Below are 22,880 nucleotides of genomic sequence, written 5' to 3'. Positions count from 1 at the left end.
CGGTCAGAAGGGACCGCGTCCGCCGGGGCCGCCGGGGCCGCCAGGGCCGCCGGGGCCGCGACCCATTCCGCCGCCGAACTGGAGTTGTCCGGGGGCCGTGATCTTGTCTTTGACCCGCTGGCCGTAAATCAGGCCGATCACGAGGCCGGCGAGGTGGGCCCCGTCGGCGACGTTCCCGCCGCCGAAGACCGGGACGTTGATGCCGAAGATTCCGAGGACGCTGATCCCGGCGAATCCGACGGTGAGGACCCAGATCGGGATCGGGAGCAGGAACCACAGATAGACCCGCAACTGGGGGTTGAGGACCGTCAGCACGCCCATGATCGCCAGTGCGGCCCCGCTGGCCCCGAGTGCGCTGCCCGCGATGCCCTGGAGGTTGAAGATGAGCAGCTGTCCGAGTCCGGCGAGGATACCACTGCCCAGGAACAGCAGGGCGAAATCCCGGGAGCCGACGTACTTCTCGACGATCCGGCCGAAGAAGTAGATCACGATGCTGTTGACGGCGATGTGGCCGAACCCGCCGTGGGAGAAGATGCTCGTCACCCACGTCCAGACGTACTCCGGATGCTGGGTGGAAATCGTGAACACCGCGGCCCAGACCTCAGTACTCGGCCCGAATCCCAGTGCCGGGAACACGAGGAGCTGGAACGCGAACGTGATCCACATCAGACCCAGGAAGACGAAGGTCATGTTCCCGCGGAAGTAACTGAACACACCCCCGGGGCCGGTGTCGATCCCGAGTTTCGCCAGCAGACCGCCGCTCGAACTCGACGACCCGCCCCAGCCGCCTCCGCCGCTGCCGTCGACGGTGTCGTCGAACCCGCTGTCGAAGACGCCGCTGGGGTCGTTCCAGTTTTCCAGCCCCGGACAGCTGTGATTCTCGGGGAGGCGGTGGTCGCCGCAGTAGGTCCCCCCGCAGTGGCGACACTGATACGGCATGTTTTCCTCTTTCCCACACGCGTCGCACTTCGCCATTGTGCCGGGGTAGGGCACGCCTCCGGAAAGGTCTTCCCCACCGTCCCGACGGCCGTGAACGGCCGCTCGGACCGAGAGCGTCCGAGAACGTTTTGTCGGTCGCGACCCCAGACGCGACCGTGCAGGAGTTCCAGCGCAAACAGCTCCTCGAACGGATCGAGCGCGAGGGCGCGACCGTCGGTGCCGACATCCCCGACGAGATCGAGGTGCAGGGCGAATCCATCGACCTCCGCACGTTCGTCTTCGAGATCAAGCGTCGCGACACGGTGCCGAAGGGCGAGCGCGAACGCGTCGAGCAGGCGAAAAAGAACCTCCGCCGGGAGCGCCTCCAGCGCAAACAGCGCATCGAGGAGGACGACATCACCTTCGAGGAGGGCGAGGCGATCGCCCGGGCGATCATCGGCATCGACCGCGCGCTGAACGCACTGGAGAATCTCGGGCCGACCGACCTCGAAAAGGAGGCCGAACTGCAGGCGGCCCAGGACAAGAAGCGCTGGACGAAGTTCCTCAAGAAGGCGCTGGGTCACGAGGACGACAGCAGCGGCATCGGCACCGGCCGTGGGCGTTGATGTCGGTTCTCGAAAACAGTTAATCGACCACCGTCTCTGTGTCCCGGTATGGACGTTCGAGAACTGACGGCCGAATCCGAGCGCAGAGCGGCGGTCCCGATCCTCCGGCAACTCTGGCGTGACGAGTCGCCCGAGGACGTGCTGGCCTGGACCGGCGAGGACGAGTACCGCTTGTTCGGTGGCTTCCTCGGCGACGATCTGATCTGCGTAGCGGGCGTCCTCGAACAGCGACACCTCCACCACGAACGGCACGCGTGGCTCTACGATCTCGTCGTCGACGAACCCCATCGGGGAGCGGGACACGGCCGGTCGATGGTCGAGTTCGTCGAGGAGTGGGCGGAGAAACAGGGTTGTGTGTCGATTTCGCTCGCGAGTCCGCTGGACAAGGAGGGTGTCCACGAGTTCTACGAGCGACTGGACTACGACGAGTGGGGCTACGTGATCGAGAAGCGGCTCTGAGACCCGCGTCGCGTCCGGACATTCATACCCCGGGCCGCCCAACCGTCGGCCAATGAGCCGCAACGCGGAGGTCGCGAGCCTTCTGGAGGAGTTCGCCGACCTGCTGGAGGCCAAAGACGTGGAGTACAAGCCCCGCGCGTACCGCCGCGCGGCCGAGAACATCCGCGGCCACCCCGCCGCCGTCGAACACCTCGCCGCGGAGGGCGAGGACGGGGTGAAAGAGATCGACGGCGTCGGTGACGCCATCGCCTCGAAAGTCGTCGAGTACTTCGAGACCGGCGGCATCGAGGAACTCGACGAACTCCGCAACGACCTCCCCGTCGACATGGCCGCACTCACGAGCGTCGAGGGGGTCGGCCCCAAGACCGTCGGGACGCTCTACGACGCCCTCGGGATCACGACACTGGACGAACTGGAGGACGCCGCGGAGAACGGCGAGATTCAGGACGTCGAGGGATTCGGCGAGACGACCCAGCAAAACATCCTGGAGGGAATCGAGTTCGCCCGGGAGGCCCACGAGCGGGAACTGCTCGGGGAGGCCCGGCCCTACGGCGACCGCGTGCGGGAGTTCCTGACCGGCGTCGACGCGGCCGCGGCGGTCGAACTCGCCGGTTCGATCCGGCGCTGGCGGCCCACCATCGGCGACGTGGACGTGCTGGTCGGGAGCGACGACGCCGACGCCGTGGTCGAGGCGTTCGCCGACTGGGACGCCGCCGACACGGTGATCGAGGCCGGCGAGAGCAAGGCCAGCCTTCGCGTCGACGACTTCCGAGTCGACCTCCGGGTGGTCGCCGAGAACGAGTTCGGGGCCGCACTCCAGTATTTCACCGGGAGCAAGGATCACAACGTTCGGCTCCGCAACCGCGCCATCGACCGCGACCTGAAGATGAACGAGTACGGCATCTTCGACGTGTCCGAGGTAGACGATCCCGACGCCGGCCAGCGGGTCGGCGAGCGCGTCGGCGGCGCGACCGAGGCGGAGATGTACGACGCACTCGACCTGCCGTGGATTCCGCCGGAACTCCGCGAGGACCGCGGCGAGGTCGCGGCCGCCGCCGAGGGCGATCTGCCGGCCCTCCTCGAACCGGGCGACGTGCGCGGTGACCTCCACACCCACACCGAGTGGTCCGACGGGGGCAACACGATCCGTGAGATGGCCGAGGGAGCAGCCGAGTTCGGCCACGACTACCTGGCGATCACCGACCACGCCACCGGACCGGGGATGGTCGGCGGCGTCGGCCTCTCGGACGAGGAGTTGCGCGAACAGATCGACGAGATCCGGGCCGTCGACGACGAGGCGGCGGTCGACCTGTTCGCGGGCGTCGAGGCCAACGTCGGCGCCGACGGCGAGATTTCGGTGGCCGACGACGTACTCGACGCCCTCGACGTGGTCGTTGCCTCACCTCACGTCGGCCTCGACGGCGACGGGACCGACCGGCTCGTGACCGCTATCGAACACCCGGCGGTCGATATCATCGGTCACCCCACTGGCCGGATGCTCAACCAGCGCGGCGGGCTGGACGTGGACATCGAACGGCTCGCCGGGGCCGCGGCGGACGCGGGGGTCGCGCTGGAGATCAACAGCGATCCGCGGCGGCTGGACATCGACGGGGGCCTCGTCAAGCCCGCCGTCGAGGCCGGCGCGACCGTCGCCATCGACACTGACGCCCACCGGCCCGGAACGCTCGAATACGTCCGCTACGGCGTCCACACCGCCCGCCGCGGCTGGGCCGAAGCCGACGACGTGCTGAACGCCCGCGACGCCGACGGCGTGCGCGAGTTCCTGGGACTGTGACGGACCGACCGCCCGGCTCGGACGACGGGGCCGAGGACGAGCCTGTGTGTGCCCACGACCGCCTCGTGCTGGACGTGATGCTGGGCAAACTCGCCACGTTCCTGCGGATGTGCGGATACGACGCGGTCTACGCGCTGGACCGGGACATCGAGGCCGACGACCCCATCCTGGCGCTCTCCCGGACAGAGGACCGGACGCTGCTGACCAGGGACCGCGGACTGGCCGCCCGGACCGACGATTCGGTCCTGCTGACGGCCCGGGAACCGGTCGAGCAGTTGCGGGAACTCCGCGAGGCAGGGTTTCGTCTGGAACTCCCGGAGCGCCCGGTCCGCTGTAGCCGGTGTAACGGTGTCGTCAGGGCCGTCGACGGCGAGGCGTCGACGCCGGGGTACGCACCCGACCCAGCCGAGACCGGCGTCTGGCAGTGTGTGGACTGCGGGCAGTGTTTCTGGAAAGGGAGTCACTGGGACGACGTGGCCGCGACGCTGGGCGGGTTGTGACGCGCGGCGCGTCGTGTGGCCGTGTTCAGTCTCCGGACAGCACGCCCTTACACCGGTTGACGAAGTTGCCGAGCCCCTGCGCGATCTCCCGGTCGAGCGAGACGACGACGCCGTGGTCGCTGGTTTCCCGGAAGTGGATCAGGGCCGCCTTCTCGTGTAGTTCGACGGCCGCCTGTGTCTCGCCGATTTCGTCGTACAGGTCCGGGGTAACCACCGGGTCGCGGATTCGCGTTCGCTCGGTGAGCGGGTCGAGGGCGTCCCGCAGGTCCGGCGTCGCCACGTCCTCGCGGATGTACAGCACCGACCAGTCGCTCTCGTCGTACGCTATGGCCGCCCGGAAGGCGTCGCCGGCTCTGTCGCGCACCAGCTGGAGGAGTTCCTGATACTGCTCGTCAGTCATCAACTAAATATCTAGACTGCACGTCATTTATGTGTGCCGGGCGGTCAGGACCGCTGGTCGGTCGGCCGGACCAGCAGTTCGTTGACGCTCACCCGCGGAGGCTGGGTGACGGCGTACCGGATCGCGGCCGCGATGTCCTCGGGCTGGAGAACGGTCATGTCCTGGACCATCTCGGCCATGCGTTCCATGACCTGTTCGTCGGGGATGTGCTGGCCCAGTTCCGTGTCGACCGCGCCGGGTTCGATCACGGTCACGCGGACGCCGCTGTCCGCGGTCTCCTTCCGGAGTGACTCCGAGAAGGCGTTGACGCCGAACTTCGTCGCGGAGTAGCCGCCCGAGGCCTCGTTGGCCCGTCGGCCCGCGACCGAGGAGATGTTGACGATGTGGCCGCTGTCCTGTTCGAGCATCCCGGGCAGGGCCGTCCGGGTCGCGGCCATCAGTCCCATCAGATTCACGTCGAGCATCTGCTGGAGGTCGTCGAGATCGGCCCGGATGACCGGCGCGAGCAGCATCACGCCCGCGTTGTTGACCAGAATGTCGAGGCCGCCGAGTTCCTCGCGGGTCCGCTCGATCATCCGCTCCACGTCGTCGGTCTCGGTCACGTCGGCCGTGATCGCCAGGGCCTCGCCGCCCTCGCTCTCGATCTCCTCGGCGAGGGTCTCGATGCGGTCGGTTCGCCGGGCGGTGACCGCGACCGCCGCGCCGGCGTCGGCCAGTGTCTTCGCCGTGGCGCGCCCGATTCCGGAGGACGCGCCAGTTACGAGTGCCACGTCGCCGTCGAGGTCGTGGGGGTCTGTAGACATGCGCGAGAACAGCAGGGCCTCAGCCGTCTAAGGCTGGCGGCTGGGGCAATCCGGACGGTGGCCGCGAGGGGCCGTCACCAGGACACGTCGACGGTGTCGTCGTCGCCGGAGAGGCCCGACACGTCGAGCGTGGCCCGGTTCCGGCCGGTACTCTCGACCTCGACGTGGGCGCTGAAGGAGGTCTTCATGCCGGTGATCGTACTGTTCACGTCGCTCCCGATGTCGGCGCTCGTGTCGACGGCACAGACCCCGAGGGCCTTGCTCCGGCGCAACTCCGAGAGGAAATTCGAGTTGAGGAACCGGTAGACCGACCGGGTGTCCTCGACTTCGCCCATGATCGTCGAACAGAGCAGGATGCCGGCCCGGAAGTCGTCGACGTCGCCGGTCGCCTCGGCGAGCAGGGTGGAAAACTGCATGCCGAGGCCGGTCAGGTCGCTCACGTCGTCGACCGTCCGCACGTCGTCGCCCTGGGCCGGTCCCGTACAGGTGAGTACGGCCGTCCGGTCGTCGGCACCGCGTTCGGCGCGCCCGAGCGCCTGCTTGACCGAGCGCCCGTCGGCGTCCGTCGCCAGCAGGACCGCCATCTCGTCGTCACGGGGTGCGGTCAGTCGGTAGAAGACGGCTTCGAGCGCGTCGCTGTCCTCGCCGGTGAGGAGGATGCTCGTCCCGCCGTCGATGGGATCGAGTCCGAGTGAGTCGACGGTGAAGCCCGATCCGGTGGTCAGACTCATGCCTCGACCTCCGTCTTCTGGGCGTCGAGTAACTGCTGTCTGAGGTCGAGAATCTCCATGGCCGTGTCGGCGAAGTCCTGCAGGTCCTGCTTCTGGCTCTCGTCGTACTGTCGGGGTTCGTGGTCGATGAGACACACCTGCCCGATGATCTGGCCGTCGTCGGTCGTCATGTTCGCGCCGGCGTAGGAGACGATGCCGAGATTCTGTAGCTTGTCGTTGTTCGCGAACCGCTTGTCCTCGTTGATGTCTTCGACGACCATCACGTCCTCCTGCAGCATGCTGTGGGTACAGATCGTGTCCTCTCGCGTCAGCGAGTCCCAGTCGGCACCGGTACACGCGAGGAAGTCCTCTTTCTCCTCCTCGATGAGGCCGATGAAGGCGACGGCCGCGTCGAAGTGACTCGTGATCAGGTCGGTCAGCCGCGAGAAACTCTCCTCGATGGGCATCCCGTCCACGTCGTACTCCGACAGCGCCTCGAGGCGTGACCCCTCGTCGTCCGGGGCGAGAAAGCCCACCTGTGCGCTGTGGGTGATCACGTCGTCGACGACGAACCCGAGCCGGTCGGTCGCGTCCGGCAGGTCCCGGTTCAGGTACTCGACGACCATCTCCTCGAACGACGCCGTGTCGATCTCGCCGGGCCTGGTTCCCGTGAACAGCACGACGGGCGTCTGTGGCTGTTCCTCGCGCAGCGCCTCGACGATCTCCAGCCCGCTCCCGTCTCCGAGGTCGTACTCCGTCACGACACAGTCGACCGTCTCCGACTCGACGAACTCCGTCGCCGCCGCAACACTCGTCGCTTCGACCGGCGTCAGGCTCTCCTCGGCAGACACCGCTGCAGAAATCGTCTCTATGTCGTCGGCTGTATCGACACAGAGAACTGTTCTTTCAGTCACGGTAAACTACTCACGACTGTCGCGTAAATACTTCCGCCCCTAATTATCATTGATGATCATCCCAATCACTGGTGAACCAGATTACCAAAGAGGCCCTCAAATAACGGTGAATATTTAATCTTCCGCTCGCCGTCAATTATCGCTACTGAAATTCTGGCTCGCGGTCCTCGACGAACGCTTCCATCCCCTCCCGCTGGTCGGGGTGACCGAACAGGCCGCTCCAGACGCGCTGTTCGTACTGGAGGCCGGCGTCTAAGTGCATCCGGTGGACCTGGTTGAGCGCTTCCTTGGCCGTCTGCAGGGCGAAGGCGGGCTTCTCGGCGAGGTCTTCGGCCATGTCGCGGACGAACGAGTCGAGCTGGTCGTGCGCGACCACGTCGCCGACGAGTCCGAGGCGGTCGGCGTCCTCGGCGTCGACGCGCTCGCCGAAGAAGACGAGCCGACGGGCGTTCTCGTCGCCGACGAGGCGAGCGAGGCGCTGGGTGCCGCCCCAGCCCGGGACGATCCCGAGGTCGATCTCGGTCTGGCCCAGCACCGCGCGCTCGCTGGCGACGCGCATGTCGGCCGCCAGCGCGAGTTCACAGCCGCCGCCGAACGCGTAGCCGTTGACCGCCGCGATCACCGGCGCGGGGAAGGTGTCCACCCGGTCGATGACGTGGTGTCCCGTCTCGGCGTACTCCTTGGCCGACTCGACGCCCATGTCTTTCATGTAGGCGATGTCCGCACCGGCGACGAAGGCGTCGTCGCCCGCGCCCGTGACGACGAGGACGCGAGTGTCGAGGGCCTCGGCCTCGTCCAGGGCCTCGTCCATCGCGTCCAGGGTTTCGACGTTGAGCGCGTTCAGGCGGTCGGGGCGGTCGACGGTGAGCGTCGTGATGCCGTCCTCGTGGTCGAGGGAGACTGTGTCCCAGTCCATAGCCTCTCTCCGGCAGGCGAGGGGATAAGCGCTGGCCCCCACGTCCGGCCCGATGCAGAACATCAAAATACGTGCTCGGTGTAGCGACGGGCGATGACGCTTTCGGAGGAGGCCCGCGAGCGACTCGCGGACGTCGTCGCGCTCCAGCCGACGAAAAACGCCGAACTCCAGGATCGGTGGGACCTGGAGAGCGGCAGCGAGGTCCACCAGTACCTCGAAGACGAACTGAAGGAGTACTACTACCGCGACGAGAACAGCCTGATCTGTGCCACCGAGGACGCCGCCGCGCTCGTGGGTGCCGACGACCCCGAGGGCGAGCGCGTCCTCCGCGTCCCGCCGCTGCAGGCCGCCGTGATCGAGGTGCTGGCCGGTCCCGAGGACCGCTCACAGAGCGTCGTCTCGGTCCTGCACGCCCTCCGGGACGCCGGCCACGACCCCGAGGTCGACGACGTGCGGTCGGCCCTCCGGAGTCTCTCGGACAAGGGCATCGCGGAACGCATCCAGCGGACCGTCCCCACCTTCCGACTGGCGATGGCTCGCGAGGAGTTCACCGTCGAAGAACTGGACTGATCGCCGACGCGGTGGCTACCGCCGCGTCTCACGACCGCCCGTTCACCACTCCTCTCGTGGCGGTAGTTCGTCCCCGCACCGGCGGCAGTACCGCATCGGTGCGCGGGATTCCTGGCCCTCTCGGCCGACCGTCGCCTTCCGGCCACAGTTCTGGCATTCGATTTTCATGGTCGCCTCCCGACACGCCGGCCCGCACCAGCGAGCGAGATGCTATCAGTAGGGCGGCCAGTGTGATAAAGTCCCGCACGCGACGGATCGCTGTCGTGTTCTACAGCCCCGGCCGTCGCCGCCGGCGCTGGGCGTCGAGCAGGCGCTTGATCGCCTTCCCGGGCCCGCCGTCGATGGGCCAGTCCCGCTGTCGCCAGGTCGGGGGCTCCGGGGCGAAGTCCGGACAGGAACCGGCGCACTCGCCGGCGGTCTGGTGACACGCTTTCTCGTCGCACCACGGGAGGGCGTCGCCGGTCTCGGTCCGCAGTTGGAAATGTCGGCAGTCCGGTCGCATCGTGTCCGCGTACGCCCGCCAGCCCCGGCCGTAGGCCCGCTCGGCGATCTCGCGGCGCTTGTCGGCCTTCCACCCTGGCTCGGCGTACTCGAAGCGCGCCGCGGAGGCGTCCCGGGCGCTCCCCGTCGGTCGATCCGTGATCCGCGTGCCCGGCTCGTCGGGCGCGAGCGTCCGTGGGTTCCAGGCAACGTCGACTGCCGCCTCACCCGCCGGCGCGTTTGCCGTCGGATCGACCGTCAGGATGCCCGCCTCGACGGGCACGTCCTCCAGCAGTGCCGGCTCGACGGTCCCGCCAGCCCGCGCGGTCGCCACCCACACCTCGTCGGCCAGGCCCAGTGCCACGTCGCGTTCGAGTTGCGGCGCGAGGTCACGTGCCGCGGACCGGTCGAGGTCGGGCTTGTTCTCGATGGCGACGATCCGTTCGACCCACTCTGGGTAAGGCTGGTGTCGGCGCAACTCGATCCGGCCCCGCTCGCCCCGCCGTTTCTCGATCAGGTCCCGGTCGGCGGCGTCGTGGACCGCCTCGCGGACGTACTGCCAGGGGTAGTCCGGCTCCGGGAGCGCGTCCCGGTACCACGCCCAGTCGGCGGGCGCGTGGCGGACGACGCCCAGCAGGTCCGAGTTCAGCCCTTCGGCCCCGAACGCGGCCCGTTCGCGGAGCGCCGTCCGGTCGGCCTCCACGACGATGGTGTCCCACCGGCGGTACTTCGTCCCCAGTTGGCGCGCGACGAGGACGGCGGTGTCGGGGTCGCGGTCGCCGCCGGGCGGCCAGTTGCGCTCGGCCCACTGGCAGACCCGTAACTCGAAGACGAACTCGGGTTCGCTCGACACACGGCCCTCTCCGGACCGGTGGCTCAAACCGTTGTCGCCCCGCCGCGCTGGCCCGCCGGGCCTAGAACTCGGTCTCCTCGTTCAGAAACTCGTGGGCCTCCTCCAGGATCTCGCGGGGACCGTCCTGCGTGACGGTGTTGACCGCCTGCTCGTAGTCGCGCCACTGCATGTCGCGGTGTTCGTTCGACAGTTCGGCGCTCGCCTCGAACGACTTCGCGATGAACAGGTGGACTGTCTTGTGAATCGTCTTGCCGTTCGCCTCGAACACGTAGTCGTAATCCTCCCGGAAGCCGTCCAAGAGCCGGAAATCGCTGATCCCGGCCTCCTCTTTCACTTCGCGTATCGCGGTTTGCTGGAGTTCCTCGTCGCCCTCGACGCCGCCCTTGGGGAATTCCCAGTCGCCGGGGCGGCTCTTGAGCAGGAGGTACTCCCTGCGGCCACGCGTATCGCGAAAGAGGATGGCTCCCGCGCTCGTGGCCTCTATCATTACCCTACGATATTCGACCAGTACTTAAGAGAATATCGGAGGGATCACGCTCGGCGGTCGGTCGCGGGCGAGCGCGGAGAGATGGGTTTTTGCCTGTCGCCGTTCTCGACCCGGTATATGCCGTTCGTCACGAAGCTCACGCTCGAAAGCGGCGATCACCACCGCCTCGAGGACGTGGTCACCACCATCAAGGAGACCGCCGCGCGCAAGGGCGTCGAACTGAAAGGCCCCCACCCGCACCCACCGGAGGACAAGCGCGTCCCCCAGTGCAAGCGCCTCGTCGACGACGGCGACCACTTCCAGCCCTGGACCTACACCGTCTACACCCGGACCATCGAGATCGTCGGCCACGACGAGTTCGCCCGCTCGGTCGCCGAACGCGACTTCCCCGACGGCGTCCACGTCTCCGCCGAGATCGAACAGCGCCGCCAGATGAACTGATTTCTTAAGTCCCTCGCAGTCCTCGGGACCAGCATGAACCCCGTCGACCGCGACCGCCTCGTCTCGCTCCGCCGCGCGTTCCACCGCCACCCCGAACCCGCCTGGCGGGAGTTCTGGACCACCGCCCGCGTCGTCGACGAACTCGACCGGATCGGCGTCGACGACACCTTCGTCGGCCCCGACGCCCTCGACGCCGACGCCCGGATGGGCCTCCCCGACGACGCCGATCTCGACGCCTGGCGCGACCGCGCCCGCGACGCCGGCGTCGACCCTGACCGCCTCGACCGCCTCGCGGGCGGGAACACCGGCGCGATCGCCGTCCTCGACGGCGACCGCGACGGCCCGACCGTCGCGCTCCGGGTCGACATCGACGCTCTCCCCCGCGAGGAGTCCGAGGCCCCGGACCACCACCCTGCGGCCGAGGGCTTCCGCTCCGAAACCGGCGCGATGCACGCCTGCGGCCACGACGCCCACGCCACCATCGGCCTGGGCGTCCTCGAAACCCTCGCGGACCGGGACTTCGCCGGGCGACTCAAGGTACTCTTTCAGCCCGCCGAGGAGGTCGTCGGCGGCGCGGCCGCGATGGCCGAGAGCGGCCACCTCGACGACGTGGACTACCTGCTGGCCCTCCACATCGGCCTCGACCACCCGACCGGCGAGGTCGTCGCTGGCATCGAGGGCTTCCTCGCGGTGAGCCACTTCCGCGCCGAGTTCGAGGGCGAACCCGCCCACGCCGGCGGCCACCCGGCCGAGGGCCGCAACGCCGTGCAGGCGATGGCCACCGCCGTCCAGAACCTCTACGCCATCCCCCGCCACGAGGACGGCGCGACCCGCGTCAACGCCGGCGACGTGGGCGGCGGAACCGCCGCGAACATCGTCCCCGAACGGGCCTACATCGAGGGCGAGGTCCGCGGCGAGACGACCGACCTGATGGAGTACATGCGCGAGCGCGCCGACCGCGTCCTCGACCACGCCGCCGGGATGCACGACTGCGAGGTCGAGATCGGCACCAGCGGCCAGGCCCCCAGCGCCGAGAACGACCCGGAACTCGTCGACGTGGTCGAAGCCGTCGCCGGCCGAACGGAGGGCGTCGAGTCGGTCCTGCGCCACGACGACCTCGGCGGTAGCGAGGACGCCACCTACCTCATGCGCCACGTCCAGGAACAGGGCGGCAAGGCGGCGTTCGTCTGTGTGGGGACCGACCACCCCGGCGGCCACCACACCGCGACCTTCGACGTGGACGAGGACTCCCTGCCCGTCGGCGTCGCGGTGCTGGCCGATACGATCACGCACCTCGGACGCGAGGCTCCCTGATCGGGAAAAAACGGAAAACGCGGCCTCAGTTCGTCCAGCTGTTCAGCGTGAACGTCGAACTGCTCCCCGGATCGTCCCAGACGATCTTGACCGTCGCGCCGTCGAGGTCGAGGCCGTCGATGGTCGGTGAGAACGAACCTGCGGAATTCAAATTGGGCTCTGATAGCTTCACGTTCGTTCCCCCGGAAACGCTATCGTCCGCGCCGATGCTGCTATCGAGTTCGTTCCACTGGTACCGGGTGTCGAGAGCGTCGTTACTCCCTGTCCCTCTCGTGACCGTTGCTCCCGACACGACGATGTCGAGGTTCTTGGCGGTGATCGTGTCACCGCTGTTGTGGCTGATCTTCAGCGTGTCGTTCCGGAACTCGTTCGATGCCCCGGGGTTCTCCGTGTCCTGCGTGTAATCGAAGTTGAATGCGGCCTGTGGCTTCGTGTTGGTGTTCTCCTGGCCGATGCCCAGGAAGAAGGTTGCGGCCGTCGCGGCCAGCAACACTGTGATCGCGACCATCAGCACGACGCCGATGACCGGTGACACTGCCGAATCGTCCGTGAATAGTTTCTTGACGTTCATCGTTGTCCCCCACCGGGACGGAACCTGTCGTCGAACCCGCACCGCACCACGTGCCCACGTCGGTACCGTCCCCGTTGTGCCCCCTTTGTTTATAGTTTAGACTGATAAATCTTGAGCGATTGATCGACGGGGGTTTAAGTACAAGCGGCGGAGAGCGCCGCTCGCGGCGCTCAGTACTTCGGCTCGGCACCGGTCGTTTCGTATATCTCGTCCATCAGGTCGTCGCGGTCGGCGCGCCAGGTCTCGAAGCCACCCGGCGAGTCGGGGTAGTCCTCGTAGTGATCGAGGAGTCGGTCGGCGAGGTTCTTGGTCTGGTAGAGATCGTAGATCGTCTTCCAGTGGCCGAAGGTCTTGATCGCCGTCTTCACCTTCAGCGGGAGGCTGATGTCGGTCGATCCCTCGTAGAGGGCTTCGGCGAGCTGTTCGCCGGGCATCGCCGCCAGCAGTGCCATCAGGTCGTCCAGATCGTAGGCGGTCGTGAAGATGTTGTACACGTCCAGCGCGGCGTAGCGCCCGCCGAAGTGGTCCATGATGCGGCTGTTGTACTCCCAGAGCGCGCCCTCGCCGAGGTCGCCGTCGCCGATGGCGTCGATGGCTTCCTGGGCGGCGTACTGGCCGGCGTAGGCCGCGCCGGCGATGCCGCCGCCGGTCGTCGGGTTGACGTGGCCCGCGGCGTCGCCGACCGCGAGGAAGCCGGGCGCGACCGCCGAATCGTAGGGCCGGCGGGTCGGCAGCGCCGCGCCCAGCTTGTCCGTCACGCGGGCGTTCTCGAACTCCGGTCGGTTCTCGATGTCCTCCTTGAGGTCCTCGACCAGCTGCATCGGCTGTTCGTTCATCTGGAAGCCCAGACCGACGTTGATCTCCGTCGCCGTCCGCGGGAAGTACCAGAGGTAGCCCGAGGCGCGCTTGGTCGGTTTGAAGACGAGCGCGTCCGACCAGTCCACGGGCTCGTCGACCTCGATGATCTCCCGGTAGCCCGAGGAGAACTGCGAGTAGTCGACGTTCGTGTCGAACGTCGCGTCCGAGAGGTCGGCGTTGTCCTGCAGGATCGACAGCGCGCCCGCGGCGTCGATGGTCACGTCGGCCTCGTAGGTGACGGCCTCGCCCTGCCGCATCGCGTCGACGCCGGTCACGCGCCCGGTCTCGTCCTGGCGAACGTCCTGCACCACCGTGTCGTAGTGGAACTCGACGCCCGCCTTCTCGGCGCCCTCGATGAGGAGTCGGCCGTACTCCCACCGGTCGATGACGGCGAGTTCGCCCGGCACCGGGATGTCGAGGACCGCGTCCTCGGAGGGAATCTCGAAGCGGCCGTGATCGACGACGGTGTTCGTGAACGCCGGTTCGATCTGGGACTTGGGAATGCTGTCCGGGAACTTGTCGGCCCCCTTCAGGGCGTCCCCGCACGCGATGTGTCCGGCTTCCTGCTCGGACTTGCGCTCGATGATGACGACGTCGAGCCCTTCGCGTGCGGCGGTCGCGGCCGCGTAACACCCTGACGTCCCCGCCCCAACGACGACGATGTCGTACGTCCGGGTTCCGCCACCGACGCTCGAATCGCCGGCGTCGGACTCCTGTGTAGCCATGTCCGTCCCTGATTGCCCCACCGAGAAAACTCTTTATAGAAGTCACACCGCGACCGCCGCCGCAGCTCGACCGCGCCAATCCGTCCTTCGAGCGGGAACTGATCGGGGGATAAAGACCTTTGACAGGTGGTGCCCAATCGGGGAGCATGACCGACTACACCGTCGAATTCGTGGGGACGGGGGAACAGATCACGGTCTCGGAGAAGGAGACGATCCTCCGCCGGTGCATCGAGGAGGGAATCGCTCAGGAGTACTCCTGTCGTGTCGGGATGTGTCTGGCCTGCTCGGCGAAGATCGTCGAGGGCGAGGTCACCCAGCCCGCGGCACACGGGTTTACCGACGAGGAGAAAGAGGAGTACGCCCTGACCTGCATGGCCCGGCCCACGTCCGACCTCGTGCTGGACCGCGGGCAGTACCCGCCCAGTATCGACGAGGACGCCGAGGGCTCGGCCAGCGCGGCCGCGGACGACTGACTTCCGGGCCGCGGGTGTGGGCGCTGAGCCGATCCAAAGCTACTCACGCGTCGCGTGCCTCCAGCGGGTAGGCGATGCGTGACTCGGCAGTCGGGACGGCGCTCGACGGGTTCGTCGAGATGACTCCCTGGCTCTGGTGGCTGTCGATCACCTTCTACGGCATCGGTGACGTTCTCACGACGGCGACGACGCAGTTGGCCGGCCCCGTCGCCGAGGGCAGTCCGGTCGTCGGCTGGGCGGCGGGGTCGTACGGCCTCCTGGGACTCGTCGGCCTCAAACTCGTCGCGTTCGCGGTCGCCTACGCCGTCTGGCGCTCCGTCGACCATCCGCACAACGTCGGCGTGCCGCTCGCGCTCTCCGTTCTCGGCGTGGGGCTGACGACGTGGAACCTCGTCGTCATCGGCGCAGTCTTCTCTGGTTGACAGGTTTCCCCGGTCGTCATTGAAACGCCGAAAAAGTCAGGGGTATCCGGTAAACCGGCTGTCGTTGGTGGCTAATCATGCGGATTTAAGCCACGGGGGATGGGAAATAAATGTAGATGTCAGACGCAACCGAGCTACCCGAGAAACCGTGGTTCGCCGAGTACGAGAAGTTCGGCGTGCCGGAGACGCTCGAACCGTACCCCGACCAGCCGGTTCACCAGTTCCTCTACGACTCCGCCGACGAGTACCCCGAACAGGGGCTCGTCCAGCTGGGGCAGAAGTACACGTACCCGGAGCTGGTCGACGACGTCGAGCGGCTGGCCACGGCGCTTCGCGACCGGGGGGTCGAGAAGGACAGCCGTGTGGCGACGGTACTGCCGACTTCGGTGCAGTTCGTCGTCGCGGAGAACGCAATCTCTCGGGCCGGTGGGGTCCACATCCCGAACGACTTCCTCGACGCCGAGGAGGACCTGATCTACCGGCTCGAACAGGGCCAGCCCGAGGTCCTCATCGGCCAGGACAAACACCGGGACCTCATCATGAGCCTGAAAGAGGAACTGGGCCTCTCCGACGTGATCCTCACCACCGTCGACGACTACGGCGAGGACCCGCCCGAAGACCACGAGGACGTCGAGGGCGTCGAGTGGCTCACCGACGTGATCGAGTCCACGGAGCCGAACCCGCCGGAGGTCGAATTCGACGTTGCGGAGGACGTCCACACGCTCCTCTTTACCGGTGGCACGACCGGCCTCCCTAAGGGCTGTCAGCTCACCCACCGCAACCTCGTGGCCAACGCCCTGCAGGCCAACGCCGCCCAGTCCCGGATGGCGGACATGATGCGCGGTGACGAGGGGGCCGTGATGGCCCTCCCGATGTACCACGCCTACGGCTACTCCGTCCAGCACTCGCTGATCGAACTCGGCCTGGAGATGCTGATGGTGCCCGACGCCCGGGACACGGAGATGATGGTCGAGCTGATCGAGGAACGCGAGCCCCTGATTATGCTCGGCGTCCCGACGCAGTTCATGGAGATCGTCAACGAGGACCTCGATCAGGACGTGGTCGGCCTCTCCGGGTCCGCGCCGCTGGCCACCGAGACCAAAGAGCAGTTCGAGGAGAAGTCCAAGGGCGTCTCCCAGGGCTACGGCCTCTCGGAGATGTCGCCCGTGACGCACTTCAACACACGCGGGCTCCAGGACATGCTGCTGGGCGAGGACACACGCGAGGAGGGCTTCGACATGCCGACCATCGGCGTGCCGGTGCCCGACACGGAGGTCAAACTCGTCGACGTGGACTCCGGCGAGGAGATTCCGCTCCAGAAGGCCATCGACGAGGAACTCGAAGGCGAGATGCTGCTCAACGGGCCCCAGCGGATGAAGGGCTACCTCGACGAGAGCAAGTCACCGTTCGACAAGGACGGGTTCGTCGCGACCGGTGACGTGGCCAAGATCGACTCGAAGGGTCGCTTCTACATCGTCGACCGCGTCAAGAACATGATCAACGTCTCCGGGCTGAAGGTCTACTCCGAGGAGGTCGACGAGGTGCTGTTCTCGCATCCGGGCGTCCACCGCCCGGCGACCATCGGCGCGCCCGACCCGGACCGGCCCGGGAGCGAGATCGTCGTCATCTACGTCGAACCCGACCCGAACTACGACGGCGAACTCACCGAGGACGACATCCGTGACCACCTCGAAGGCAAAGTGCCGAAACAGGCCATGCCCGAGGAGATCAACATCGTCGACGAGGTCCCGACGACCGACGTGGGCAAGACGGACAAACACTCGCTGAAAGGTCGCCACGAGTAAGCCGCCGTCGAGTCCCGCCTCACGTCCCGAACCGACGAAAACTTCTTTGCGCTGTTGTCGAGGATATGTAAGTATGATTGTGGATAGTCGCGCGCCCCGCCGTGGGGTATGCGCTGCCCGACCCCAGACTGTGTGGTCGCTGGAGGTGCCGTGATGGCGCTCGCCGAGACGGTCCTGGCGAACAAGCTGAAGGTCGTCGGCGTCTTCCTCGCTGGCGGCACCGTCGTGACGGCCCTCGCGCTCGGCGGGTTCCTGCCCGTCCTCGACGGTGGCGACGAGATGATCGACCGCGTCCCCGGCGAAGCCGATACCGTGGTGTACGTCGACCCCGGTGTCGTCTCCGATCCGACCACAAAACGCATGATCAACGCCACGCTGGAGCCGTTCGCGGCCCAGGAGTCCTACGAGGGCCCCGCGGACTACGGGGAACTGATGGCCGAGTACGACAACGAGACCGGCGAGAACGAACTCGCGCTCTCGAAACTGAACAGCGTCATGGTCTACGGCTCGACGGCCCGGAACGAATCCGGCGACGAGTACTACGGCGTCATCGTCGACTCGGAGTGGGAGAACTCCAATTTCGTCGAGACCGTCCGGAACGACAGCAACCTCTCGGAGACGAGCTACGAGGGCTACACGGTCTACGTTAACGAGTCGGGGGCCGACGGGCAGGCGGAACTCCTCGGCGTGCTGGGCGAGGGGCTGTACGTCATGGGCACCGAAGCGGCGGTCGAGGACGCCATCGACGTCGACCGCGGTGCGTCCGACCCGATCTCGGGCGATCTCAGACGGACCTACCGGAACACCCGGGACGGGTACATCCAGTTCGCCACCTCGCTGGAAGCATCCGACATCAACGACAGCACACTCCCCGGGAACGCCGGCGGCTACTCCCGCGAACAGGTGCGTGATATCTTCGAGGACACCCACACCGTCGCCGGTTCGTACTATACCGACGGCGACACTATCGGGTTCGAGACCCGGTTCGGAACGAACGGAGAGGGGACGGCCAGCGACCTGACGAACCTGATCGACGCCGGCGTCGTCAGGGCCAAGAACAACGCCACCAACGAGAGCGTGGTCTCCTTCTACGACTCCGTCTCGGTGAACCAGGACGGGGCCGACGCGGTCATGCGAATCGAGGTCGACAGCGACACGGTCGCCGAGGCGATCCAGTCCATCGTCGAACCGTTCGCCCGGCTCCTGGGCTCGTTCGGCCAGAGCGGCGAGACGACCGCTGGCGGTCCGTCGTCCGGCCCGACCGCGGAGAGCGATTCGAGTTCGTACGCCATCCCGGCCCCGCCGTAGAACGGGGATCGCGGTTCCGGTCCCCGTCAGCCTCAAGGCCCCCGGATTCGATACCCCGCCGTCGATGGACATTCCGTCGCTGTTGCGAAAGGAGGTGCTCTGGTCGCGGCATCGACTGGTGACGCTTTGCTTTCTGCTCCTGATCCTGCCGGCCTTCTTCGCGACGACGACGGCCGCCTTCGGCACCGTGATTCCGGAGGACGCCCCCGTCGGCATCGTCGCCGAGAACGAGTCGGTCACCGACGACGAGATCGCACTGATCGAGGGCGGGCTGACGCTGTTTTCCGAGCCTCGTGTGTACGAGAACGCCTCGGCCGCCCGGCGGGCGTTGCACCGCGAACAGGTCTACGCCGTGCTGGAGGTCCCACCGGGGCTGTACGACGAGGGGGCCCGGAACGCGACGTTCACGCTGATCGTCGACGGGAGCATGGTCCCCTTCGAGCAACCCTCGAAGGCCATCCAGGGCATCGCCGGCGGATACCTCGACCGGGAGTTCGACGCCGACGTGACGGTCGAGCGCGAGGTCGTCGGCGGCACACACTCGCTGTCGGAGTATCTGCTCCCCGTCTTCCTGCTCGGGATCGTCATGCTGTTCGCGTTCACGTATCTGCCGTACAATCTCGCCCGGGAACGCGACGTGCTGGACCGGTTGCTCGTCGAGTCCTCGCTCGATGCCGTCGTCGCGACGAAGATCGGCTACTTCGCCGTCCTCATGCTGATCCCGACCGTCGCCTTCGGCGCGGCGGCCGCCGCCCTGAACTACTCGGTGACGCTGTTCGTGCCGGGGGCCATCGCCGTCCTGCTGTTGACGTTCGTCTATCTGGCGGCGATCAGCACCTCCATCATGATCCTCACGGACTTCGACACGGTGGGGCGATTCCTCAACGTCGCCGTCCTGCTCGCCGCGATCACCTTCTCGAACCTGGTCTACCCGGTCGGCTTTTTCTCCTCGGTGCGCCGGGAGATCGCCCGCTGGATTCCGCTCCACTACTCGATGATCGTCACCCGGAGCCTGACGCTCAAGGACACGCCCCCGTCGCTGTACGGGGACTACGTCCTCGGACTCGTCGGCTTCACCGTCGTGACCCTGCTCGTACTGAAACTGTCCATCGAACGGTACAAACGAACCATATGACCCGAACCACGGACGACGACCGGACCAACGACGAGGACGAGCAGGACCCGATCCTCGAACTGCGCGGCGTCAGCAAGGCCTACGGCGACGTGACGGCGCTGTCCGGCGTCGATCTCTCGGTCCGACCGGGCACGATCCACGCGCTCGTCGGCCCGAACGGTTCGGGGAAGACGACGCTGTTCCGCATCGCGCTCGGGTTGACCCGGCCGTCGAGCGGGACCGTCGACGGGCCCGCCGAGGGGATCGGCCCGGGGTTCCAGCGCGCGAACTTCTATCGCGACCTGACCGTCGCGGAGAATCTGGACGTGTTCGCCGCGCTGACCGGCGCCGAGGACGAGGCCTGGCGCGAGGAGGTCTGTTCGACGCTTCGACTCGACCGCGTCCGCGACCGGCGGGCCGGCGACCTCTCGGGTGGGTTCGGGAAGAAACTCGACCTGGCCCTGTCTCTGCTGAACCGCTCGCCCGTGGTCTGTCTCGACGAACCGATGGGCGATTTGGACGACGTGTCGAAGGCGAACCTGCTCGATCTGCTGGCCGAGTACCGCGACGCGGGCCACGCGGTCGTCGTCTCGACCCACCACCTCGGGGCGTTCGCGGACGTGATCGACCACCTCACCGTGCTCCACGACGGCGAGGTCTTGCTGGACGACCCTCGCGGGGCCATCGACCTCGGCGACCACGACTCGCTACAGGACCTGTACGTGGCCCGCTCCCTGGCGGCCGACCGTGGCTCGACGAGCGATACTTAAACACCCGTAATACTGCCCTGTTTTAAATGGCCGAAGGTATCTTGCAACGGGGCTATGTGGTGTACTACCAACTGTACTGTGGATCATGACGCAGGTGGAGGACACTTCCCGGGACATGCGCCTGGACCCGGATTCGTTCGCACAGGGGTATTTCAAGAACGCCGTCTACCGACACTGGGACCCGTACGACATCGAGGGGCTGGAGGAGGACAAGCGGAAGTTCCTGGAGTACGAGCCGACCGAGAGCGAGATGGAGGAGAGCCGGATGGCCGTCGCCCGCTTCGGCGCGGGCGAGGAGGCCGTCACGGAGGACCTGATGCCGCTGGCGATGGTGCTGGAGGACATCAACGACCAGATGTTCATCTCCAGCCAGATCTACGAGGAGGCCAAACACACCCAGTTCTTCGACCGCTACTGGCGTGAGGTGTTCAACCCGGTCGCCGAGGAACTGGGGCTGGAAGTGACACAGCCGACCGATCAGCGCTACTTCAACGACGACTACATCGCCGTCTTCGACAAGACCGAGGACGCGATGAATCGACTGCTCGAAGATGACACGCCGGAGAACCGCGTCCGCGCGTACTGTCACTATCACCTCGGCGTCGAGTCCGTCCTCGCACAGACCGGCTACTACGGGATCACGTCGTCGTTCAGCGATCAGGGGAGCGACGAGATCGCGCTGGGTGACTGGCCGGACTCGGACGGTCTGGTCAACGGCATCGCGAAGATCCGCTCCGACGAGGGTCGCCACGTCGGCTTCGGGATGCAGAAAGTCCGTGGCTACGTCCAGTCCGGCGAGGTCGACGAGTCCGTCGTTCAGGACGTGCTGATGGACCTGATGCCCCACATCGCGGGCACCGTCTCGGACTTCGAGGAGAACGTCAACCCCGTCCCGCTCGTGGAGTACGCCCGGGACAAACTCATGCGCCGGATCGACATCATCACCGAGGAAGACGCCGAGATTCCCGGCGTCGAGGAACTCGTCAAACTCGACGACGGCGAGTCGAGCGCGACCGCGGACTAGCTCGCCGACCGCCGCTCTTTCTCACGCGTCGGGGTAGTCGTCGGCCCACGGATTGGCGTCTTCGAGCGCCGCGGCGATCCCCAGCAGGTCGGCCTCGGCGTACCGCGAGCCGACGATCTGGAGGCCCACGGGCAACCCGTCGTCGGTGAGGCCCGCGGGCGCGGCCACGACCGGGTGCCCGGTCATGTTGAACGGCCAGGTCAGCCCCCAGTCCATCGGGAGGCCGCCGGCCCGCTCGCCGTCGATCTCCGAGGGATAGGGCTCGTCGTGGGTCAGCGGCGGCGTCGAGAGGGTCGGCATGACGAGCGCGTCGTGATCGTCCAGCACGGCCTCGACCGCGTCGTACAGCTCCGTCCGCACTTCGTTGGTCTTCAGGTAGTCGACGGCGTCGTACCCCTCCCCCATCCCGACGGTCTGGACGAACGAACTGGAGAGGTCGTCGGCGTCCTCGCCGGTCACGTCCACGCCGTATTCTTCTTCCAGATACTGTGCCATGACGGCGAACAGCGGCGTCGCCTCGGTGCCGTACGCGTAGTTCAGCGTCCCTTTGTCCGGACCGTCGACATCGACCTCCGAAACCGTCGCGCCCGCGTCGGCCAGCGCGTCGACGGCGTCCCGACAGAGAGACGTGACCGACGATGCCACCGGGAACGTATCGAGGTCCGGCGTGAACGCGATGTCGAACTCGCTCGCGTCGCGGTCGGTCGCGTCCGTGTAGTCCTCGGTGGGTGCCCGGACGCTGTACGGGTCGCTGTCGTCCTGCCCGACCAGCACCGAGAGCATGAGCGCGAGGTCGTCGACGGTGCGCGCCATCGGGCCGAAGACACCGACCGGTGTCGTCGAACTGAACGCGTCCGGTCGCGTGTCCATCGGGACGAGGCCGAACGTGGGCTTCACCGAGACCACGTGACAGCACGACGCCGGATTCCGGAGCGACCCACCCACGTCCGAGCCGGTCGCGAGCGGGGCCAAGCCCGCCGCCAGCGCCGCCGCCGACCCGCCCGAGGACCCGCCGGCGTTGTAGTCGAGATCGAACGGCGTCGCCGTCGGCCCGAGCAACTCGTTGTACGTCTGCATCGTGTGGCCCAACTCGGGCGTGTTTGTGGTCCCGAGCGGGATCGCGCCGGCTTCCTCCAGCCGCTCGACCACGACGGCGGACTCCTCGGCCACGTTGTCGGCCAGCGGCGCGAGCCCCATGGTGTGGGGAACGCCCTCGATCTCCATGTGGAGGTCCTTGATCGCGACGGGCACCCCGTGGAGCGGGCCGAGGTCCTCGCCGTTCTCGACGGCCTGCTCGGCCTCGCGAGCCTGCTCGCGCGCCCGCTGTTTCAGCACGTTCACGTAGGCGTTCAGTTCGTCGTTGTGCTCGTCGATGCGGTCGAGGTACGTCTCGACCACTTCGACCGGTGATACATCCCCCGTCCGGATCGCGTCGGCGAGCTCGGTCGCCGACTGAAACCCTGCGGACATGGGTGGTCACGCGAACGGTGTCCGAATAATAGCTTCGCCTAGTGGCTGTCTTCCGGTTCCTCCGTTCCCCGCTCGCACATTCGTCGGCCTCCCTGCGGTCGGCCGACCGACTCGCGGCTTCGCCGCTCGCTCGTTCGGAGCCGCTCCCTTCGGT

Annotated in this window: 25 protein-coding genes; 14 read left to right on the top strand and 11 right to left on the bottom strand. The window is 67.1% G+C overall.

Translation table 11 applies throughout. The features are described 5' to 3' along the window. Positions 1-3 precede the first annotated feature (3 nt). Positions 4-975: a rhomboid family intramembrane serine protease gene (locus ACOZ4N_RS09280; protein ID WP_424019645.1), complete on the bottom strand. Its 972-nt coding sequence runs from the start codon at positions 973-975 to the stop codon at positions 4-6. A 119-nt stretch (positions 976-1,094) separates the two neighbouring features. Here ACOZ4N_RS09280 and ACOZ4N_RS09275 point away from each other — a divergent pair, with 119 nt between their 5' ends. From ACOZ4N_RS09275 to ACOZ4N_RS09260, 4 genes are read left to right on the top strand one after another with little or no spacing between them, the layout of a single operon-like run. Further along, positions 1,095-1,544 (top strand): DUF5788 family protein, encoded by a 450-nt coding sequence (locus tag ACOZ4N_RS09275; protein WP_424019644.1) that lies wholly within the window; start codon positions 1,095-1,097, stop codon positions 1,542-1,544. Positions 1,545-1,592: 48 nt separating this feature from the next. Beyond that, positions 1,593-2,003, top strand: a complete 411-nt coding sequence (locus ACOZ4N_RS09270; protein WP_424019643.1) for a GNAT family N-acetyltransferase — start codon at positions 1,593-1,595, stop codon at positions 2,001-2,003. 52 nt (positions 2,004-2,055) lie between these two features. Further along, on the top strand, positions 2,056-3,798 hold the full coding sequence (gene polX / locus ACOZ4N_RS09265) for a DNA polymerase/3'-5' exonuclease PolX (protein ID WP_424019642.1): 1,743 nt from the start codon (positions 2,056-2,058) through the stop codon (positions 3,796-3,798). Beyond that, positions 3,795-4,298 (top strand): Mut7-C RNAse domain-containing protein, encoded by a 504-nt coding sequence (locus ACOZ4N_RS09260; protein ID WP_424019641.1) that lies wholly within the window; start codon positions 3,795-3,797, stop codon positions 4,296-4,298. Before polX ends, ACOZ4N_RS09260 begins: the two co-directional genes overlap by 4 nt. Before the next feature lie 25 nt (positions 4,299-4,323). Here the strand turns inward: ACOZ4N_RS09260 and ACOZ4N_RS09255 are convergent, their stop codons facing one another. From ACOZ4N_RS09255 to ACOZ4N_RS09235, 5 genes are all read right to left on the bottom strand, one after another. Then, on the bottom strand, positions 4,324-4,698 hold the full coding sequence (locus ACOZ4N_RS09255; RefSeq protein WP_424019640.1) for a hypothetical protein: 375 nt from the start codon (positions 4,696-4,698) through the stop codon (positions 4,324-4,326). Between the two features lie 44 nt (positions 4,699-4,742). Continuing rightward, on the bottom strand, positions 4,743-5,501 hold the full coding sequence (locus tag ACOZ4N_RS09250) for an SDR family oxidoreductase (protein WP_424019639.1): 759 nt from the start codon (positions 5,499-5,501) through the stop codon (positions 4,743-4,745). A 74-nt stretch (positions 5,502-5,575) separates the two neighbouring features. Next, positions 5,576-6,232 carry a DUF7504 family protein gene (locus ACOZ4N_RS09245; protein ID WP_424019638.1) on the bottom strand — a complete coding sequence of 219 codons (657 nt, stop codon included), beginning with the start codon at positions 6,230-6,232 and terminating at the stop codon, positions 5,576-5,578. After that, the gene (locus tag ACOZ4N_RS09240; RefSeq protein WP_424019637.1) at positions 6,229-7,125 is read right to left on the bottom strand and encodes a GAF domain-containing protein; all 897 of its coding nucleotides are present in this window, start codon (positions 7,123-7,125) and stop codon (positions 6,229-6,231) included. Before ACOZ4N_RS09240 ends, ACOZ4N_RS09245 begins: the two co-directional genes overlap by 4 nt. A gap of 142 nt (positions 7,126-7,267) precedes the next feature. Further along, positions 7,268-8,041 carry an enoyl-CoA hydratase/isomerase family protein gene (locus ACOZ4N_RS09235; RefSeq protein WP_424019636.1) on the bottom strand — a complete coding sequence of 258 codons (774 nt, stop codon included), beginning with the start codon at positions 8,039-8,041 and terminating at the stop codon, positions 7,268-7,270. A gap of 93 nt (positions 8,042-8,134) precedes the next feature. Between ACOZ4N_RS09235 and ACOZ4N_RS09230 the strand changes: the two genes are divergently transcribed. Beyond that, entirely contained in the window at positions 8,135-8,611 is a 477-nt protein-coding gene (locus tag ACOZ4N_RS09230; protein WP_424019635.1) for a DUF5797 family protein, read from the top strand. 268 nt (positions 8,612-8,879) lie between these two features. Here the strand turns inward: ACOZ4N_RS09230 and ACOZ4N_RS09225 are convergent, their stop codons facing one another. Together ACOZ4N_RS09225 and ACOZ4N_RS09220 are read right to left on the bottom strand one after the other, a co-directional pair. After that, complete coding sequence (locus tag ACOZ4N_RS09225) at positions 8,880-9,944, bottom strand: DUF5787 family protein (protein ID WP_424019634.1); 1,065 nt, start codon at positions 9,942-9,944, stop codon at positions 8,880-8,882. A 61-nt stretch (positions 9,945-10,005) separates the two neighbouring features. After that, a complete protein-coding gene (locus ACOZ4N_RS09220) occupies positions 10,006-10,431 on the bottom strand; it encodes a bis(5'-nucleosyl)-tetraphosphatase (protein ID WP_424019633.1) in 426 nt (141 codons plus the stop codon). 117 nt (positions 10,432-10,548) lie between these two features. Between ACOZ4N_RS09220 and ACOZ4N_RS09215 the strand changes: the two genes are divergently transcribed. Beyond that, on the top strand, positions 10,549-10,872 hold the full coding sequence (locus tag ACOZ4N_RS09215) for a 30S ribosomal protein S10 (protein WP_424019632.1): 324 nt from the start codon (positions 10,549-10,551) through the stop codon (positions 10,870-10,872). 33 nt (positions 10,873-10,905) lie between these two features. Beyond that, a complete protein-coding gene (locus ACOZ4N_RS09210; protein ID WP_424019631.1) occupies positions 10,906-12,186 on the top strand; it encodes an amidohydrolase in 1,281 nt (426 codons plus the stop codon). 25 nt (positions 12,187-12,211) lie between these two features. On the opposite strand, the gene ACOZ4N_RS09205 is transcribed toward ACOZ4N_RS09210, so the two are convergent. Together ACOZ4N_RS09205 and ACOZ4N_RS09200 are read right to left on the bottom strand one after the other, a co-directional pair. After that, entirely contained in the window at positions 12,212-12,757 is a 546-nt protein-coding gene (locus ACOZ4N_RS09205; protein WP_424019630.1) for a type IV pilin, read from the bottom strand. Positions 12,758-12,927: 170 nt separating this feature from the next. Then, complete coding sequence (locus ACOZ4N_RS09200; protein ID WP_424019629.1) at positions 12,928-14,340, bottom strand: geranylgeranyl reductase family protein; 1,413 nt, start codon at positions 14,338-14,340, stop codon at positions 12,928-12,930. A 146-nt stretch (positions 14,341-14,486) separates the two neighbouring features. On the opposite strand from ACOZ4N_RS09200, the gene ACOZ4N_RS09195 reads away from it, so the two are divergent. The 7 genes from ACOZ4N_RS09195 (at position 14,487) to ACOZ4N_RS09165 (ending at position 21,256) form a co-directional block, all read left to right on the top strand. Further along, the gene (locus tag ACOZ4N_RS09195) at positions 14,487-14,813 is read left to right on the top strand and encodes a 2Fe-2S iron-sulfur cluster-binding protein (RefSeq protein ID WP_424019628.1); all 327 of its coding nucleotides are present in this window, start codon (positions 14,487-14,489) and stop codon (positions 14,811-14,813) included. Between the two features lie 74 nt (positions 14,814-14,887). Then, positions 14,888-15,235, top strand: a complete 348-nt coding sequence (locus tag ACOZ4N_RS09190; RefSeq protein WP_424019627.1) for a hypothetical protein — start codon at positions 14,888-14,890, stop codon at positions 15,233-15,235. Between the two features lie 116 nt (positions 15,236-15,351). Next, positions 15,352-17,040, top strand: a complete 1,689-nt coding sequence (locus ACOZ4N_RS09185; RefSeq protein WP_424019626.1) for an AMP-binding protein — start codon at positions 15,352-15,354, stop codon at positions 17,038-17,040. Positions 17,041-17,193: 153 nt separating this feature from the next. Beyond that, entirely contained in the window at positions 17,194-18,348 is a 1,155-nt protein-coding gene (locus ACOZ4N_RS09180) for a hypothetical protein (protein ID WP_424019625.1), read from the top strand. A 64-nt stretch (positions 18,349-18,412) separates the two neighbouring features. Further along, positions 18,413-19,483, top strand: a complete 1,071-nt coding sequence (locus ACOZ4N_RS09175) for an ABC transporter permease (protein ID WP_424019624.1) — start codon at positions 18,413-18,415, stop codon at positions 19,481-19,483. Then, positions 19,480-20,232 carry an ABC transporter ATP-binding protein gene (locus ACOZ4N_RS09170; RefSeq protein WP_424019623.1) on the top strand — a complete coding sequence of 251 codons (753 nt, stop codon included), beginning with the start codon at positions 19,480-19,482 and terminating at the stop codon, positions 20,230-20,232. The genes ACOZ4N_RS09175 and ACOZ4N_RS09170 overlap by 4 nt, the downstream gene beginning before the upstream one ends. Before the next feature lie 85 nt (positions 20,233-20,317). After that, positions 20,318-21,256 carry a ribonucleoside-diphosphate reductase gene (locus tag ACOZ4N_RS09165; protein WP_424019622.1) on the top strand — a complete coding sequence of 313 codons (939 nt, stop codon included), beginning with the start codon at positions 20,318-20,320 and terminating at the stop codon, positions 21,254-21,256. Between the two features lie 21 nt (positions 21,257-21,277). On the opposite strand, the gene ACOZ4N_RS09160 is transcribed toward ACOZ4N_RS09165, so the two are convergent. After that, positions 21,278-22,726, bottom strand: a complete 1,449-nt coding sequence (locus ACOZ4N_RS09160) for an amidase (protein WP_424019621.1) — start codon at positions 22,724-22,726, stop codon at positions 21,278-21,280. Positions 22,727-22,880: the final 154 nt, after the last annotated feature.

Origin of the sequence: Halorientalis pallida, from assembly GCF_049605515.1 — an archaeon.
Lineage (GTDB): Archaea > Halobacteriota > Halobacteria > Halobacteriales > Haloarculaceae > Halorientalis > Halorientalis pallida_A.
The sequence above is the reverse complement of the archived record's forward strand: the minus strand, read 5'-3'. Positions and strand labels throughout refer to the sequence as shown.

Bases quoted from the DNA above. Each gene is read 5' to 3' on its own strand.
- ACOZ4N_RS09280 (WP_424019645.1), bottom strand. From the start codon at position 975: ATGGCGAAGTGCGACGCGTGTGGGAAAGAGGAAAACATGCCGTATCAG.
- ACOZ4N_RS09270 (WP_424019643.1), top strand. From the start codon at position 1,593: ATGGACGTTCGAGAACTGACGGCCGAATCCGAGCGCAGAGCGGCGGTC.
- polX (WP_424019642.1), top strand. From the start codon at position 2,056: ATGAGCCGCAACGCGGAGGTCGCGAGCCTTCTGGAGGAGTTCGCCGAC.
- ACOZ4N_RS09255 (WP_424019640.1), bottom strand. From the start codon at position 4,698: ATGACTGACGAGCAGTATCAGGAACTCCTCCAGCTGGTGCGCGACAGA.
- ACOZ4N_RS09250 (WP_424019639.1), bottom strand. From the start codon at position 5,501: ATGTCTACAGACCCCCACGACCTCGACGGCGACGTGGCACTCGTAACT.
- ACOZ4N_RS09245 (WP_424019638.1), bottom strand. From the start codon at position 6,232: ATGAGTCTGACCACCGGATCGGGCTTCACCGTCGACTCACTCGGACTC.
- ACOZ4N_RS09235 (WP_424019636.1), bottom strand. From the start codon at position 8,041: ATGGACTGGGACACAGTCTCCCTCGACCACGAGGACGGCATCACGACG.
- ACOZ4N_RS09230 (WP_424019635.1), top strand. From the start codon at position 8,135: ATGACGCTTTCGGAGGAGGCCCGCGAGCGACTCGCGGACGTCGTCGCG.
- ACOZ4N_RS09220 (WP_424019633.1), bottom strand. From the start codon at position 10,431: ATGATAGAGGCCACGAGCGCGGGAGCCATCCTCTTTCGCGATACGCGT.
- ACOZ4N_RS09215 (WP_424019632.1), top strand. From the start codon at position 10,549: ATGCCGTTCGTCACGAAGCTCACGCTCGAAAGCGGCGATCACCACCGC.
- ACOZ4N_RS09210 (WP_424019631.1), top strand. From the start codon at position 10,906: ATGAACCCCGTCGACCGCGACCGCCTCGTCTCGCTCCGCCGCGCGTTC.
- ACOZ4N_RS09205 (WP_424019630.1), bottom strand. From the start codon at position 12,757: ATGAACGTCAAGAAACTATTCACGGACGATTCGGCAGTGTCACCGGTC.
- ACOZ4N_RS09200 (WP_424019629.1), bottom strand. From the start codon at position 14,340: ATGGCTACACAGGAGTCCGACGCCGGCGATTCGAGCGTCGGTGGCGGA.
- ACOZ4N_RS09195 (WP_424019628.1), top strand. From the start codon at position 14,487: ATGACCGACTACACCGTCGAATTCGTGGGGACGGGGGAACAGATCACG.
- ACOZ4N_RS09190 (WP_424019627.1), top strand. From the start codon at position 14,888: ATGCGTGACTCGGCAGTCGGGACGGCGCTCGACGGGTTCGTCGAGATG.
- ACOZ4N_RS09185 (WP_424019626.1), top strand. From the start codon at position 15,352: ATGTCAGACGCAACCGAGCTACCCGAGAAACCGTGGTTCGCCGAGTAC.
- ACOZ4N_RS09180 (WP_424019625.1), top strand. From the start codon at position 17,194: ATGGCGCTCGCCGAGACGGTCCTGGCGAACAAGCTGAAGGTCGTCGGC.
- ACOZ4N_RS09175 (WP_424019624.1), top strand. From the start codon at position 18,413: ATGGACATTCCGTCGCTGTTGCGAAAGGAGGTGCTCTGGTCGCGGCAT.
- ACOZ4N_RS09170 (WP_424019623.1), top strand. From the start codon at position 19,480: ATGACCCGAACCACGGACGACGACCGGACCAACGACGAGGACGAGCAG.
- ACOZ4N_RS09165 (WP_424019622.1), top strand. From the start codon at position 20,318: ATGACGCAGGTGGAGGACACTTCCCGGGACATGCGCCTGGACCCGGAT.
- ACOZ4N_RS09160 (WP_424019621.1), bottom strand. From the start codon at position 22,726: ATGTCCGCAGGGTTTCAGTCGGCGACCGAGCTCGCCGACGCGATCCGG.